Genomic DNA, 14,864 nt, shown 5'->3' on the forward strand with positions numbered 1-14,864 from the left:
GGAGAGACTTCCCGGTGACCGCCTTCAGCCCCGCGTACGTGCGAAGCATGGCGGCTCAACATGCCTTCACCTATGAGGTGTTGCATCGGGTGCACACGACAGGTGATCCGGCCGGGGCGCTCCGGTCGTTACGGCAGGGCGTGGACGTGCGCGCCGACCGCGCTCGACCAGGCGTTGCCCGCGGTGGCGTCCCAGTTGGTGGACCAGGTCATCGCGCCGCGCAGTGCGGGGTAGGTCTTGGCCGGCTTGAAGGAACCACAGCTGGTGCCCTTGGCGAGGCAGTCGAGCGCCGCGTTCACGATCGACGGGGCGACGTAGCCGCTGCCCGCACCGCGGGTCGAGGCGGGAACCCCGAGACCGACCTGCGAGGCGTCGAGGCCACCCTCCAGCTGGATGCAGGCGAGAGCGGTGAGGAAGTCCACCGAACCCTGCGAGTAGACCTTGCCGTCGCAGCCCAGCATCGAACCGCTGTTGTAGTACTGCATGTTGACGACGGTCAGGATGTCCTTGACGTTGAGCGCCGTCTTGAAGTACTCGCCGGACGTCGACTGCATGTCGATGGTCTGCGGGGCCATGGTGATGACCAGACCCGAACCCGCCTTGGTGGAGAGCGCGCGCAACGCCTTCGTCATGTAAGTGGAGTTGAGGCCGTTCTCCAGGTCGATGTCGACGCCGTTGAAGCCGTACGTCTGCATCAGGGAGTAGACCGAGTCGGCGAAGGCGGTGGCGGAGGCGTCGCTGTTGACCGCGACCGCGCCCTTCTCGCCGCCGACCGAGATGATGACGTTCTTCCCGGCGGCCTGCTTCGCCTTGATGTCGGCCTTGAACTGGTCGACGGTGTAGCCGTTCAGGCCCGCCGAGTCCAGCGTGAAGGAGACCGCGCCCGGCGTGGACGTGGCGTCCGCGAAGGAGACCGCGATGATGTCGTAGGCCGACGGCACGTCGCTGAGCTTCTGGACGGTCGCGCCGTTGTTGAAGTTCTGCCAGTAGCCGGTCACCGCGTGCTTGGGCACCGTCGTCGACGTGGGCGGGTTGGTGGTGCCCGAGGTGGACGTACGGACGCTGAGCGCCGACGACTTGGCGGACTCGCCCGCCGCGTTGGTCGCGCTGACCGCGAAGGAGTACGCCGTGTCGGCGGACAGCCCGGAGATCGTCGCCGAGGTCCCGGTCGCGGTGGTGGCCTTCGCGCCGTCCTTGTAGACCGTGTAGCCGGTGGCCCCGGAGACGGAGTTCCAGGAGAGCGACACGGAGGACGAGGTCTTGGTGCCCGAGGTGAGACCCGCCGGGGTGGCCGGGACCGTCGGGGCGGGGTCGGTGCCACCGCCGCCGTCCGGGCCGGTGACCGCGATGTCGTCCGCGTAATAGGCGGGCTGGCCGTACCAGCCGTGGGTGTAGACCGTCACCGACGTGGTGGAGGCGCCCGTCGTGAAGCTGGTGGCGAGCTGCGACCAGCCGGTGGCGCTCGGCGTCCAGGTGGAGACGTCCGTGGTGCCGGTGCCGCTCACGCCGAGGTAGACGTAACTGCCCTGCACCCAGGAGGACAGCGCGTAGGTCGAGTTGGGCTTCACCGCGACGGTCTGGCTGCACTGCGCGTTGTCCAGGCCGGCGGGGGTCGCCTTGAGCGCGGAGCTTCCGCCGTGCACGGGCGAGGAGACGGTGGCGCCGCTGCCCGCCGTACAGGTCCAGTTGGTGAGTCCCGATTCGAAGCCCGCGTTCTTGGCCACGTTGACGTCGGCGGCCTCCGCGTTGCTCACGAGACCGGTGAGGGTCAGCGCGCCCGCCGCGACGACTGCCATGGCGGCGCCGAGCGCGGGACGGGTGTAGGGCCTGCGGTGCCTTCTGCCTGCGGTGCGTTGCACTGCGTCCTCCGGGGGGAGTCGGGGTGGCGGCGTGGGTGTGCCGGGGGTCCGTGCGGGTCCGTGCGGTTCTGCGTGTGGGGGTCGCCGGGGGGAGGCGACGAGGGACGGTGGCCACCGCTGGCCGATAAACTGGTCCAGACCAATCAAGTTGTCAAGACCTCTGATGGCGATTCACTCGTCCTAGCGGTTGTCGGGGGAGTCCGGGCGGGGTGCCGATTGTCCGGTCCGGGTGGGTCTGGGTCCTGGGTGGGCGCCTCCCCGTATCCGGCCCGCAGGTGGCCGGCGAGAACCTTTGCGACCGTGTGTGCCGGTGTCCCGTTGTCAACGCGGCGCGCTCGCAAAGGTGTTGTGGGTTCGTGTGACTGCGGGGGGCCCGACGGGCCGACCGCGTCCGGTCTGGCCTCTCCGTGCCTGCTGAGGGTGGCGGGGTGAGATGTTCGTCCCGTCACCGGCGGAGCGTGACGCCCGGCGTGGCGTCGGACCATGCCGTCACCCGGATAAAATGGCGTGTGCAAAGAAGGGTTGACGGACGCATCGATGGGCATCATGCGGACGCACGGGGGAGCGGGTGACGTCAATGAGTTCTCGTACTCATCAATTGTCGTACGCGGGCGCGGACGGCGATGCGTGAAACCCCAACGCCCCGCCAAGATCGGCGGATTGGCGAATGGCTGGGAAAGCGCCGGATAAACCTCTCTGGCGCTCTCAATTCAACTACCTTCGGGTCGCGCTGATATGGAGCCGGTGGCGACACCGCCTTCCTGGTATCCGTCTCCATATTGATTCCTGAAGACGGTTTCCCGCCTGGTGGGACGTGACTACAGTGCTGTCGAAGAACCACGGACAGGAGCGATTGCGGTCGGCGGTGCGACGCCGGCCGGAGCCGAACGGGGAACAGCGTGCCGATCGCCATTGCAGTAACCAGCGCTGACCTGGTGCTACCACCCACCGACCAGCAGACACCGACCGCCGCTCTGCTGCACGCGCCGGAGGCTCAGGCACTGGAACTCGCCGTCGGCGACATCCATCTCCTGCTGGAGCAGCACGGATACGTCATCGCCGTGTACCCGTCCTCCCTTCCGCCCGCCCACGAGCGGAGGCTCTACGCCATCCGCTCCGTCCTGGAGAGCGACCGGATCGCCCTCCTCAAGGTCGATCTCCCGCCGCTCGGAATCGCCGTACTCGTACGGCAGTTGCGCCAGCTCTCCCTCTGCGACTTCAGTCCCGGCGTGGTCGCCTCGGCCGTACGGCTGCTCGCCCACTACATCCACTCCGGGGCGCTGCTGAACTCCGTCGCCAAGCTGGACCGTTTTCCGGTCAGCCTCAAGGAGCACGCCAAGTCATGGGTTCCGGGAGCCCAGTTCGTCGCACTCGCCGGCCCCCACGCGCGACTGGTCAAAGTGCGGCCGACGATGGAGGCGCTGCCCGGACCGGATTTCGCGACCCATCTCCTGATCGCCAAGGGGCAGGCCCCGCAGGAATGGGTGCGGGAACGGCTGGCCCCCGACTGGAAGGTCCAGGCCATTCACGAGGCGGCGCTCCCCGCCGACTCGGTCCGCTGGTGGGGCACCCAGAAGCTGGTGGAATTCGCCTCCTACCTCCCGGACATCTCCGTGCTGTACCAGCTGGTGGCCTCGGTGCGCCGGGAGAATTGCCACTGGTGCGGCATGGAACTCATCGGTGACCGCTGCGGGTTCTGCTCGTCCCCCCTCGCGCAGCCCGAACGCCGGGCCCACGCCTCGGTCGTACTCGCCCGTGAACGGTAGCGACCGCCGCCGGGCCACCCGCCCTTCGCCGGGCGCGCCGCACCGCGCGCACCCCTCCCTGTCCGCAGCCCCACGCATCCGATCCGAACGAGGTTGTCCGGTCCATGAACTCCCGCCAGCGCCGTGGCGTCATACTCCTGCTCCTGTCGGTCCTGTGCGCCTTCGGCGCCTTCGCCGGGGTGCTCTCCGTGATCAGTGACGTCAACTCGAAGGTCGGACCCGAGGTCACCGCGTACCAGCTCAAGTCCAACGTCGCCCCGTACACGGCGCTGAACAGCGGCCAGTTCGAGAAGATCTCGATGCCCGAGCGGTGGCTCTCCGCCAACGCGGTGACCGATCTGCGCGAGGTCCAGGGCAAGATCGCCGTCACCCAGCTCCGCCAGGGCTCGCTGCTGCAGACCGACATGATGGTCGCCAAACCCGAACTCCGCGCCGGTGAGCAGGAGATCGCCATCATGATCGACGCGGCGACCGGCGTCGCGGGCAAGATCACACCGGGTGCCACGGTGAACGTCTACGCGACCTTCGCCGCCGAACGCGAAGGTGACCCGGCCCAGTCGAAGGTGATCGTCGCCAACGCCAAGGTGCTCGACGTGGGCAAGCTCACCGCGCTGGAGCCGGACCGCAACGGCACCTCCTTCCAGATGACGCAGGCGGTGCCGATCACCTTCGCCCTCAACACGCTGGACACCCAGCGCATCGCGTACGCCGAGTCCTTCGCCGAGCACGTACGACTGGCGCTCGTCGCCCCCGGCAGCGACGGAACGATCCGACCGGGCGACCGCACCTACCAGCTCGACAAGGACAAGTGAGGGCGGATGACCATCAGAATCCTCCCGGCCGTGGGGGACATCGACGCGGCCAGGTCCGTCACCACCCTGCTCAGCCAGCTGCCCGACGCCGAACCGGCCACCCCGGTCGGCGATTCCACCCAGCTCATCGACACCCTCGCCCGGCTGGCGGGCGAGGCGTTCGACGAGCTGCCGGAGGTCGTCCTCGTCCACGAGCGCATCGGCCCGGTGCCCGCTCTGGAGCTGATCAGGGAGGTCTCCCTGCGCTTCCCGGCGGTAGGGGTCGTCCTGATCACCACCGACGCCAGCCCCGCGCTCTTCGCCGATGCCATGGACTCGGGCGCCCGCGGCATCGTCACGCTCCCGCTCAGCTACGAGGAACTGGTCAACCGCATCCAGGCGGCGGCCCAGTGGGCCTCGGGCATGCGGCGCCACCTCGCCTCCGGCAACGAGGTCTTCACCGGACCCGGCGGCATGGTCGTCACCCTCACCGGCGCCAAGGGCGGTGTCGGCTGCACCCTCACCGCCGTACAACTCGCCCTCGCCGCCCAGGCGTCCGGGCACACGGTCGCCCTCGTCGACATGGATCTGCAGACCGGCGACATCGCCTCGTACCTGGACGTGCAGTTCCGCCGGTCGATCGTCGACCTCGCCCTGGTTTCCGAGATATCGCCCCGTGTCCTCACCGACGCAGTCTTCTCCCACTCCACGGGACTCTCCCTGCTGCTCGCCCCGGGGGACGGGGAGCGGGGCGAGGAAGTCAGCGACCGCTCCGCCCGCCAGATCGTCAGCGCCCTGCGCTCCCGGTACGAGGTGGTCGTCGTGGACGGCGGCAGCCAGATGAACGGTGCCAACGCGGCTGCCGTCGAGATGGCCGACGTGGCCGTGCTGGTCACGACCCCCGACGTCATCGCGGTGCGTGGCGCCAAACGCATCGTACGGATGTGGGACCGGCTGCAGATCCGCAAGGCCGAGGAGACCCTCACCGTCGTCAATCGCTACACCCGGAGCACGGAGATCCAGCCGCCACTGATCCAGAAGATCACCGGCACCCGGGTCGCCGGGGTGGCCGTGCCCGCCGGCTTCAAGGAGCTGCAGGGAGTCGTGGACGCCGGCCGGCTCCACGAGCTCGACGCCAAGAGCACCGTCAAGCAGGCGCTCTGGGGACTGGCCGGGGAAATCGGAATCGTCAAACCCCGACCGGGGGAGAAGAAGAACGGCAAGGTGCGCAACGACCGGGGCTCGGTCACAGGCCCGCGCGGACGGCGCGGCGCGGACCAGGGCCGGGGACGGACCGAGGGGACACGTTGACCGATGACCACCACGCCGACGCACGACACCGACATAGGGAGGAGGCGCCCCGGCGCCTGCTCCCGGGACGGGCGGCCCACCGCCGCTGAACCGATACAGGCCGAAGGGCGGGGGCGGCTCCGGGCCACCGGGGGGCCGGACCGCGACCGGGGGCAGACGGCGATCGAGTTCCTGGGCATGACGCCGTTCATCATCCTGATCATGCTCGTGCTCTGGGAACTCGCCCTCGTCGGCTACACCTTCAGCCTTGCGGGCAACGCCGCCGACAAGGGGGCCCGGGCCGGCGCCGGGGCGGAGTTCGGTTCGAGCTCGGCCTGTCGGCAGAAGGCGCGCGAGAACCTGCCCGACGCCTGGGAGGAGAACGCGACCATCAGCTGCAGCGGCGGCTCCTCCCTCTACCGGACGACGGTCCGCCTCAAGGTTCCGGTACTGGTACCCGGCCTCTTCGACCTCGACGTGCACATCGACGGCGACGCGGCCTCACCGCAGGAGGGCTGAGCCGATGACGACCACGAGACTTTCCCTGCCCTCCCCGCCCTCCACGCCCCCCGCCGAGCGCCGCGACCGCGGCCAGGTGGCCATCGAGTACCTCGGCTTCCTCCCGCTGCTGCTCCTGGTCGGGATGCTCGCGGTCCAGCTGGGTCTCGCGGCGTACGCGGCCAACCAGGCGGGCACCGCCGCCCGGGTCGCCGCCCGGAGCGCCAGCCAGGACTACCCCCGGGGGGACGCCGCGCAGGACGGCCGGGACGCCATCAGCGACTGGCTCACCGGCGGCGACGAATTCCGCATCGCCATGTCCGGCGGGGCCGACGAGGTCACCGCCACCGTACGCATCAAGGTCCCGAGCGTGGTGCCCGGCGTCGACTGGTCCTGGGCCGAACGCAGCGCCACCTTCCCGAGGGGCTGACCGCGCCGCCCCCTCCCGTACGACCGCCCCACCCGCCCGCAGCACCGACCGGAAGCCAGAGAGAGAGTCAGCCACATGAGCCTGCGGGCACGCATCACCGCTCCCGAGGAGAAGGGCGGGGCGGGCGAGGACGGCCACATGGTCGCCCTCTACCGCGCCAAGCTCTTGGAGGAGATCGACCTCGCGGAGATGTCCTCGCTGGCCGCCGCCGACCGGCGGGTACGGCTGGAACGGGTACTCGGCCACATCATCAGCCGGGAAGGCCCCGTCCTCTCGACGGTGGAGCGCTCGCAGCTCATCCGCCGCGTCGTGGACGAGGCCCTCGGTCTCGGCATCCTGGAGCCGCTGCTCGAAGACGCGTCCATCACCGAGATCATGGTCAACGGCCCCGACCAGGTCTTCGTCGAGCGCAGCGGCAAGGTCGAGCAACTGCCCTTGCGCTTCGGGTCGCACGAACAACTGATGCAGACCATCGAACGCATCGTCTCCACCGTCAACCGCCGTGTCGACGAGTCCAACCCGATGGTCGACGCCCGGCTCCCCAGCGGCGAGCGCGTCAACGTGATCATCCCGCCGCTCTCGCTCACCGGCGCGACCCTCACCATCCGCCGCTTCCCCCGCTCCTTCACCCTCCACGAGATGATCGGCTTCGGCTCGCTGGACGAGCAGATGCTGGTGCTGCTCGCCGGATTCGTCCAGGCCAAGCTCAACATCATCGTCTCCGGAGCCACCGGCACCGGGAAGACCACCCTGCTCAACGCGCTCTCCGGGCTGATCCCGAACAACGAGCGCATCGTCACCATCGAGGACTCCGCCGAACTCCAGCTCCAGCAGAACCACGTGATCCGGCTGGAGTCCCGCCCCGCCAACGTGGAGGGGAAAGGCCAGATCACCATCCGCGATCTGGTCCGCAACTCCCTGCGTATGCGCCCCGACCGCATCGTCGTCGGTGAGGTCCGGGGCGGCGAGTCGCTCGACATGCTCCAGGCGATGTCCACCGGCCACGACGGCTCGCTCGCCACCGTCCACGCCAACAACGCCGAGGACGCCCTGATGCGCCTCCAGACCCTCGCCTCGATGTCCGAGATCAAGATCCCGTTCGAGGCGCTGCACGACCAGATCAACAGCGCCGTCGACATCATCGTCCAGCTCACCCGGCACGCCGACGGCACCCGCAAGATCACCGAGATCGTCGCCCTGGACTCGCACGGCCGCGAGCCGTACCGCATCGTGAGCGTCGCCCGCTTCAACGCCCAGCCGATGGCCGCGGACGGCAGGATCTACGGCCAGTTCCAGTACCTCCCGCTGCCCCGCCGCATCGCCGACCGCCTCTACATGGCCGGCCAGCCCATCCCGCAGGCATTCGGCGTCGCCATGCACTCCGATCAACTCGCCACCCGAGAGGCCATGTAGGTACCCCCGCCATGAAATATCTCCCTCTGATCACGGTCGGCGCGACGCTGCTCTGCGGCGTACTCGGCGTCTGGGGCCTGTACGCCTACACCGGCGGCAAGGCGGACCGCGACGCCCTCGTGGACCGGCTCTCCTACGCGGGGCACGCCGCAAGGAGCAACAGGCGCTTCGCCGGGATCGACCGGCGGCTGCGGACGACCAAACTCGGCCGGAAGCTCGAACTCAAGCTCGGCGCCACGGGTCTGGAGATCACCCCGGGCGAGTTCGTCGTGTACGCGCTCGCGGCGCTGGCGATCCTCTGGGCCGTGGCCTCCGCGATGCTGGCCTCCTTCTTCGGGCCGGTCGCCGCGTTGATCGGACTGTGGGCGACGAATGCTTTCCTCAACTGGCAGCGGAACAAGCGGATCGAGCGGTTCATCAACCAACTCCCGGAGCTCTCACGAGTTCTCGCCAACGCCACGCAGGCGGGTCTCGCTCTCCGTACCTCGCTCGCCATGGCGGCCGAGGAGTTGGAGAACCCGGCAGGGGAGGAGTTGGCCCGGGTGGCGCGCCGTCTCGCGGTCGGCGAGTCCCTGGACGACGCCCTGAGCGAGCTGACCGACCGGCTCCCTTCCCGTGAACTCGCGGTTCTCGTCTCCACCTTGGTGCTCTCCAACCGGGCCGGCGGTACGGTCGTCAGCTCGCTGCGCAACCTCACCGAGACGCTGGAGGAACGCAAGGAGACCCGTCGCGAGGTCAAGACCCAGCTCTCCCAGGTCACCGTCACCGCTTACGCGGTTCCGGTCTTCGGGCTCGGCGCGATGCTCCTGATGAACGCGGTGATGCCGGGAGCCCTGGACCGCATGACAGGAGCCTTCCTCGGCCAGGCCGCCGTGGTGGTCTCCATCGCCCTGTACACGATCGGATTCGTCGTGATCCGTCGTATGTCCCGCATCGACGTCTGAGGGAGGAACGGACATGGACTTGCTGCTCGCCGTGGGCGCGGGACTCGCGATCTACGGCATCATCTACGGCTACCGGATGTACCGCGCCGAAGCCAAGCTTCCTACCGACCTCGCCGTGGCCCTGGAGGTCGGTGCCACGCGCACCTCCGCCGTCGGCTCGGGCGTCGACCGGCTCGGCATGCGATGGGCTCCGTCGGTGCTGCGGATGATGGGCGAGAAGGCCGTCAACAAGAAGCGCCGCCAGATCGACATGGCGGGCAACCCCGGCGGCCTCACCATCGACCGCTACGCGGCCAGGCGGGCGGTCTACGGCGCGCTCGGCTTCTTCGGCGCCTTCGCCATGGTGCTGCGCGGTCAGGTTTTCCTCGCCCTGCTGATGGTCGGCTTCGGCCTGTTCTGGGTGGAGGCGGGCATCTGGTCGGCGGTCCGGGTCCGCCGGGAGCACATCGAACGCACCCTGCCGGACTTCCTCGACGTGCTGGCGGTGGTCGTCTCCGCGGGGCTCGGGTTCAGGCAGGCGCTCGGGCGCGTCGCCGAGAAGTACGAAGGCCCCTGGGCCGACGAACTCCGCATCACGCTGAGGCAGATGGACATGGGCGTCAGTCGCCGCCAGGCCTTCGACGAACTACGCAGGCGCAATGACTCGGAGCAGGTGGCCATGTTCGTCACCGCTCTCCAGCAAGGCGAGGAGCTGGGCGCTCCGATCGTCGACACCTTGATTCAGATCGCCAACGACATGCGCCGCACCGACGCTCAGAACGCCCGCCGGAAGGCGGCCCGGGCGGTCCCTAAAGCGACGTTCGCGGTGACGACGTTCCTGCTGCCAGGGACGCTCATTCTGCTGACAGTCGGGTTCGTCTACGGGGCGAATCTGAACCTGGGCTTCGTGTCGGGGAAATGAGATGGGACCGCTGGAGACGGTGAGCGGGAGGGAGGTGGAAGGGTGAACCACCGGGTGAGTCGGACCCTCGGCGGCGGTCTGCTGAGCGAGATGCGTCAGGCGCTCGAAGTTCCGCCCACTAAACCCGCGTTGAGCATTCAGATCAACGCGTTGCAGGCGATGTGCCGGCAGGTCTTCGGTTTCCGGCTCGCGATGATCGCCGTCGGCACTCCCTTCGCCATCGGTGGGGCCGCTCCCGGTGCGGCCGGCTGGCTCGTCGGCGGGGCGATCCTCGTGACCTTCATGGGCTCGTACCTCCTCTTCCGTGATTGGGAGCGTTTCGGCCCCCAACTGCTGCGTCACCGCTGGATCCTCGGTGTGGACGTCTGTCTGGGAGCGCTGCTTCTGGTCACCGCCACACCGGACTCGACACTGGCGTACGTCACCGTCTGCACCCCGCTGCTGGCCGGCCTCGTCTACGGATGGAGAGGTGCCGCGGTATTCGCGGCGCTGCAGATCGTGGTCGTCCTCGGCGTGTACAACACCGTCCCGGGACTGCGGAACGACGACGCCAGTGTTCTTCTCCTTCCAGGCTTCTGCGTGATCGCCGGGGCTGTCGGTGTCACCCTGCGCAATCTGCTGCTCCGGTTCGGAACCGCCAGTCAAGCCCTCACCGAGACCCGGGCGAGGCTCGCCGTCAGCGAGGCGGTGGAGGGCGAACGCACGCGTCTCGCCAGGGAGATGCACGACTCCGTGGCGAAGACGCTGTACGGCCTTGCTCTGGCGGCGGAAGGGCTGGCCGGTTCGGCGGACCGGGTGGATCCGCTCACCATCCGGAGCCAGGCCGAGCTGGTCGCCCGCTCGGCACGCCGTGCCGCTGCGGAGTCCCGTGAGCTCCTCACCGATCTGCGCCGGGAGTCGGGATGGGACGGGGGAGTCGACGTGGTGGCCGAACTCCGTTCCCGTACGGCAGATTTCGCCAGTCGTCACGGAGTGGCCGCCTCGTTTCGTTCCTTGGGCTCCGTACCCGTACCACCGGTTCCTCAGGCGGTCGCCCGGCAGCTCCTCACAGTCGTGTCGGAAGCGATGGAGAACGCGCACCGCCACGCCGACCCGGCACACCTCGTGGTGCTCGCCGGAGTGGAGGGTGATGGGCTGCGGATCAGCGTGTGCGACGACGGACGTGGACTGCCTGCCGGTACGTCCCTCGACGGGCTCCGCGCCGCGGGTCATTTCGGCCTGGTCGGCATGGTCGAGCGGGCGGCCTCCATCGGCGCCCGCATCCGGATCGGCCAGGGCGTGGCCGCACGAGGTACAGAAGTGCGCCTGGAACTGCCCCGCGCCGCACTCGGAGACACGGCGGCGCAAGAACCCGGCGAGGGCGTACCAGCGGCCTCGACGACGCTCCTTCCCCCCACCCAACAGGTCGACAGATCCTGAGAGGAGGCCGCAGCGATGCCGGACGACATGCCCCGCACGCGAGAACAGCGAGACACGGACAGGCCGAACGACCCGCAGTCCCGAAAGGTGTTCCGCACGGAACCGGACAGCGCGACGGTGCCCGCCATCGAGTGGCGGGCGACTCCCGACGTCCCTCCCGCCCCCTTTCCTCCGCTCCCCGAGCGCCGAGCCCCGCTGAGGGTGGTGGTGGCCGACGACAACCCGGTGGTCAGGGCGGGCCTGAGCGCCCTGCTGTCCGGGCGGCCCGACATAGAGGTCGCTGCCGAAGCGGCGGACGGCCGACAGGCCTACGAGGTGGTGTTGAGCCACCGCCCCGACGTCGTCCTGCTTGATGTCCGGATGCCTGGTGTGGACGGTATTTCCGCCCTGCCGTACCTGGTACCGATCGCCCCGGTGCTGATGCTGACGTACAGCCGTGAGAGCGAGATCGTGCGGGAAGCGCTCCGGCTGGGCGCGGGGGGTTATCTGGTGCATGGCGAGTTCACCGCGGACCAGCTCGTTCAAGCGGTCCGTGACACCACGTGCGGACGTGCGCACTTCACCACTACGGCGGCGGGCGCCCTGCTGGCCCACATGCGTCAGGATGCCCCCGCGCACCCTGTGCCGCTGCCCGACGGCCTTGGTGGGGCACTCGCTCCGGAGTCCTTACCGGCGGTGGGCGCGGGGGCGGGCGGTGCGTCCGCCGAGGTGCGGACGTTCCCCGCAGCGAGGTGGGAGTCACGTCCGACAGAGGGGCTTTCGCATCTGCAACCTTCTGTGGGACAGTCGACCGAGTCGGTGAATCGAGTGGGAAGCCCGAAACCCCTTGATCATGGGCTGAGTTCGAGGGAGGTGGAGATCATGGAACTGATTGCTTCCGGAATGAGCAATCAGCAAATCGCTGCCACCTGCTTCATCAGCGAGAAGACGGTGAAGAACCACATCAATCGCATCTTCACCAAGTTGCGCAGCCGCAGTCGGAGCGAGGCCATAGCGCGCTGGCTCGGTACGGCTCCCTCTGTCGGTGACCGCCCACAAGGGGGGCGGTAGCGATGGAGGGCATGCGGACGACGCGGGGTGAGGCCCGACCGTCATCAGCCGAAGCGGACCACGATCAGACGGAACACAGGGGGGTTTGGGTCCGAGAATGGGTCCTGGGGCCCTCTGTCGGGCAGCCCTCCAGGCCGTATGTTTCTGATGTCGCGGACGGGACCGGCCGGGAGGAAGCCGGTACCGGGAACGACGGTGAAGCACTGTGCGAGTCGGCCGACGAGCGGCTGACCGGACCAGGAGGGGACCACCATGTCGAACATCTCTCTGAAGAGCGCCGTCCGCGTCAACGGATGGGCCAACACGACGGTCTCGGCCATCCGGAAGCGCTACGCGGCGAAGGACCGGGGTCAGACGGCGTTCGAGTACCTGGGAATCATCCTGGTGGTCGTGGCGATCATCGGTGCGATTCTCGGATCGGGCATCGGTGGGGAGATCTCCACGCGCATCAGCGACATGGTGCGGGACATCGTCTCGGGATGACGCGCAACCGCGATCGGCGTGACCGAGGGCAGGCCTTCCCCATCTACATCGTGATGGTGGCGGGCCTGCTCTTCCTCGCGTTGGCTTTCTTCGCCGTCGGGAAGGCTTCGGCTCTCCGCAACGGCGCGCAGGGGGCTGCTGATGCCTCGGCGCTGGCAGCGGCTCAAACGGTGCGAGAGGAGTTCGAGGCCCCATTCCTCGCGGCCCTCTGGACGAACTCGATCGACGAGTTCCTCAACACCCCTTTCGCCCCCGCCTGCGGAGCCGCGCAGAGCCTGGCCTCCGAGAACGACGCCACGCTGGAAGACTGCTATCCGCGCTCCGGCTACGACCGGGACTCGATGACGGTCAAGGTGAAGGGTGCTGACTCGGTGGATTCGCCCGTCCTGCCGGGATCGGACAGTACCCAGGCGACCGCGAAAGCCACAGCCGTGATCGACTTCGGATGTACCTGGGTGCCCGTGGACCTCAACGACGACGGTGTTCAGGACATCTACTACTTCACATGCCCGAACGGGATGGTCGAGATTAGGCCAAGCAGCCCGCCGCCGTGGGCCATCGTGAGCAAAATTCTCTTCGACGTGCACTTGGTCGACAGATGACAACGAACGACGAGTAGAGGATTCGCCCCATGAGCATTTGGCGCACGATCGCATCCCGGAGGGCGGTGGCGGCTGTCTCGGCTGCGGCAGCCCTCGCTCTCACGCTCTCCGGTTGTGGCGGGGACGACGGAGGCGGCTCCACCGAGGAGGGTGCGCCCCAGGCATCCGCATCCGCCACTCCTTCCTCGGAGGACAAGGGGGAGCAGCAGCCCGACACCGCTGCGGGCGAGAGCGTGGATCCGAATGCCAAACTCGCGGAGGTCCAGGCCCGGCCCGGTGTGGTGTTGACGGTAACTCAGGTCCTGCGCGACGCCGGGGGATTCGTGACTGTCCAAGGAGTCATCAAGAACGGTAGCGACGCCGCGGTCAATCCGTCCTCATGGGTGGGGAACGAACCAGGCGTACTGAATGTCAACTTCAATTCCGTCGCCGGTGCGACGCTGGTGGACAAGGTGGGAAAGAAGCGCTACTACGTCCTGCGCGACACGGACAACCGCTGCCTCTGCACCACCAAGATCAGGGCCCTTCAGCCGGGTGACAGCACCTCCGTCTTCATGCAGTTCCCCGCCCCGCCCACCACCACCACCGAGGTCGACTTCACCCTGCCGACCTTTGCCACCACGTCCCTCAAGATCTCCGGGTGAGTGCACGGATGGCTGACATTCGACTGACCCCGGAACGGCGGCGGCACCTCGCCATCCCTGTCGCCTCGGTGATGCTGTTCGCCGGCATGACCCTGTTCGGCGGCACGCCGGCCCTTGCCGAGGACGGGCCGTCGGTGCCCCCCGGCACCGAGGCCACCTCCGAGGCCCCCGTCCCCCTCGACGCCAACGACCCCGACCTCAAGATGCCCGAGGGCGGCACGCTCGCCCCCGGCAAGGTTCTCGACATCGTCCAGGTCGTCGAGGACATGGGCGGCGAGGAGCGGCGGGAGGACTCGAACCAGTCCATCAAGTTCGCGCTCCAGGCCGAGGTGCTCTTCGGCAAGGACAGCGCGAAGCTGAGTCCGCAGGCGAACTCCCGCATCGAGGCGATCGCGGCCGAGATCAAGGCGCAGAACGCCACTCAGGTCCGGATCTTCGGCTTCACCGACAACCTGGGCTCCTCGGCCCACGGCGACGTGCTCTCGAAGCAGCGCGCGGAGGCCGTTCACGCGCTGCTGTCGAAGGAGTTCGGCGCCGAGGTCACCTTCGAGATCCGGGGGTACGGCGAGGAGTACCCGATCGCGGACAACAGCACCGAGGAAGGACGGAAGAAGAACCGTCGCGTGGAGGTCTCCTTCCCGCGCGGCGCCACTTCCTGACGCTGAGCAGCGGTCGCACCGGCTGGGAGAGGCGCCGACCGACCGGAAGGCATCCATCGGGGTGGGGGGGGGGCCCCCCCCCCCCCCCCCCCCAGGGGGGGGGGGGGCCCGCCGA

At 68.6% G+C, this 14,864-nt stretch carries 15 protein-coding genes; 14 read left to right on the forward strand and 1 reads right to left on the reverse strand.

Annotated features, from left to right (window positions below):
- Window positions 1-128 precede the first annotated feature (128 nt).
- Window positions 129-1,859: a chitinase gene (locus ACWD3D_RS21700; protein WP_451462476.1), complete on the reverse strand. Its 1,731-nt coding sequence runs from the start codon at window positions 1,857-1,859 to the stop codon at window positions 129-131.
- A gap of 899 nt (window positions 1,860-2,758) precedes the next feature.
- Here ACWD3D_RS21700 and ACWD3D_RS21705 point away from each other — a divergent pair.
- From ACWD3D_RS21705 to ACWD3D_RS21770, 14 genes are all read left to right on the forward strand, one after another.
- Window positions 2,759-3,625: a hypothetical protein gene (locus tag ACWD3D_RS21705; RefSeq protein ID WP_451462477.1), complete on the forward strand. Its 867-nt coding sequence runs from the start codon at window positions 2,759-2,761 to the stop codon at window positions 3,623-3,625.
- A gap of 104 nt (window positions 3,626-3,729) precedes the next feature.
- On the forward strand, window positions 3,730-4,437 hold the full coding sequence (gene cpaB / locus ACWD3D_RS21710; RefSeq protein ID WP_451462478.1) for a Flp pilus assembly protein CpaB: 708 nt from the start codon (window positions 3,730-3,732) through the stop codon (window positions 4,435-4,437).
- A gap of 6 nt (window positions 4,438-4,443) precedes the next feature.
- Complete coding sequence (locus ACWD3D_RS21715) at window positions 4,444-5,727, forward strand: AAA family ATPase (protein ID WP_451462479.1); 1,284 nt, start codon at window positions 4,444-4,446, stop codon at window positions 5,725-5,727.
- A gap of 3 nt (window positions 5,728-5,730) precedes the next feature.
- The gene (locus ACWD3D_RS21720) at window positions 5,731-6,225 is read left to right on the forward strand and encodes a TadE family protein (RefSeq protein WP_451462480.1); all 495 of its coding nucleotides are present in this window, start codon (window positions 5,731-5,733) and stop codon (window positions 6,223-6,225) included.
- Window positions 6,226-6,229: 4 nt separating this feature from the next.
- Window positions 6,230-6,634 carry a TadE/TadG family type IV pilus assembly protein gene (locus tag ACWD3D_RS21725; protein ID WP_451462481.1) on the forward strand — a complete coding sequence of 135 codons (405 nt, stop codon included), beginning with the start codon at window positions 6,230-6,232 and terminating at the stop codon, window positions 6,632-6,634.
- Window positions 6,635-6,709: 75 nt separating this feature from the next.
- Window positions 6,710-8,047, forward strand: a complete 1,338-nt coding sequence (locus ACWD3D_RS21730) for a CpaF family protein (RefSeq protein ID WP_451462482.1) — start codon at window positions 6,710-6,712, stop codon at window positions 8,045-8,047.
- Between the two features lie 11 nt (window positions 8,048-8,058).
- Complete coding sequence (locus ACWD3D_RS21735) at window positions 8,059-8,991, forward strand: type II secretion system F family protein (RefSeq protein WP_451462483.1); 933 nt, start codon at window positions 8,059-8,061, stop codon at window positions 8,989-8,991.
- A 13-nt stretch (window positions 8,992-9,004) separates the two neighbouring features.
- Window positions 9,005-9,892 carry a DUF5936 domain-containing protein gene (locus ACWD3D_RS21740; RefSeq protein WP_451462484.1) on the forward strand — a complete coding sequence of 296 codons (888 nt, stop codon included), beginning with the start codon at window positions 9,005-9,007 and terminating at the stop codon, window positions 9,890-9,892.
- A 90-nt stretch (window positions 9,893-9,982) separates the two neighbouring features.
- Window positions 9,983-11,311 (forward strand): sensor histidine kinase, encoded by a 1,329-nt coding sequence (locus ACWD3D_RS21745; protein WP_451462490.1) that lies wholly within the window; start codon window positions 9,983-9,985, stop codon window positions 11,309-11,311.
- A 15-nt stretch (window positions 11,312-11,326) separates the two neighbouring features.
- The gene (locus ACWD3D_RS21750) at window positions 11,327-12,361 is read left to right on the forward strand and encodes a response regulator (RefSeq protein WP_451462485.1); all 1,035 of its coding nucleotides are present in this window, start codon (window positions 11,327-11,329) and stop codon (window positions 12,359-12,361) included.
- A 252-nt stretch (window positions 12,362-12,613) separates the two neighbouring features.
- Complete coding sequence (locus ACWD3D_RS21755) at window positions 12,614-12,844, forward strand: hypothetical protein (protein ID WP_451462486.1); 231 nt, start codon at window positions 12,614-12,616, stop codon at window positions 12,842-12,844.
- Window positions 12,841-13,446, forward strand: coding sequence for a pilus assembly protein TadG-related protein (locus tag ACWD3D_RS21760; protein ID WP_451462487.1), 606 nt, complete (start codon window positions 12,841-12,843; stop codon window positions 13,444-13,446). The genes ACWD3D_RS21755 and ACWD3D_RS21760 overlap by 4 nt, the downstream gene beginning before the upstream one ends.
- A 29-nt stretch (window positions 13,447-13,475) precedes the next feature.
- The gene (locus ACWD3D_RS21765; protein WP_451462488.1) at window positions 13,476-14,090 is read left to right on the forward strand and encodes a hypothetical protein; all 615 of its coding nucleotides are present in this window, start codon (window positions 13,476-13,478) and stop codon (window positions 14,088-14,090) included.
- An 8-nt stretch (window positions 14,091-14,098) separates the two neighbouring features.
- Entirely contained in the window at window positions 14,099-14,749 is a 651-nt protein-coding gene (locus tag ACWD3D_RS21770) for an OmpA family protein (protein WP_451462489.1), read from the forward strand.
- Window positions 14,750-14,864 lie beyond the last annotated feature (115 nt).

The sequence above is a fragment of the Streptomyces sp. NPDC002690 genome, from assembly GCF_053592415.1.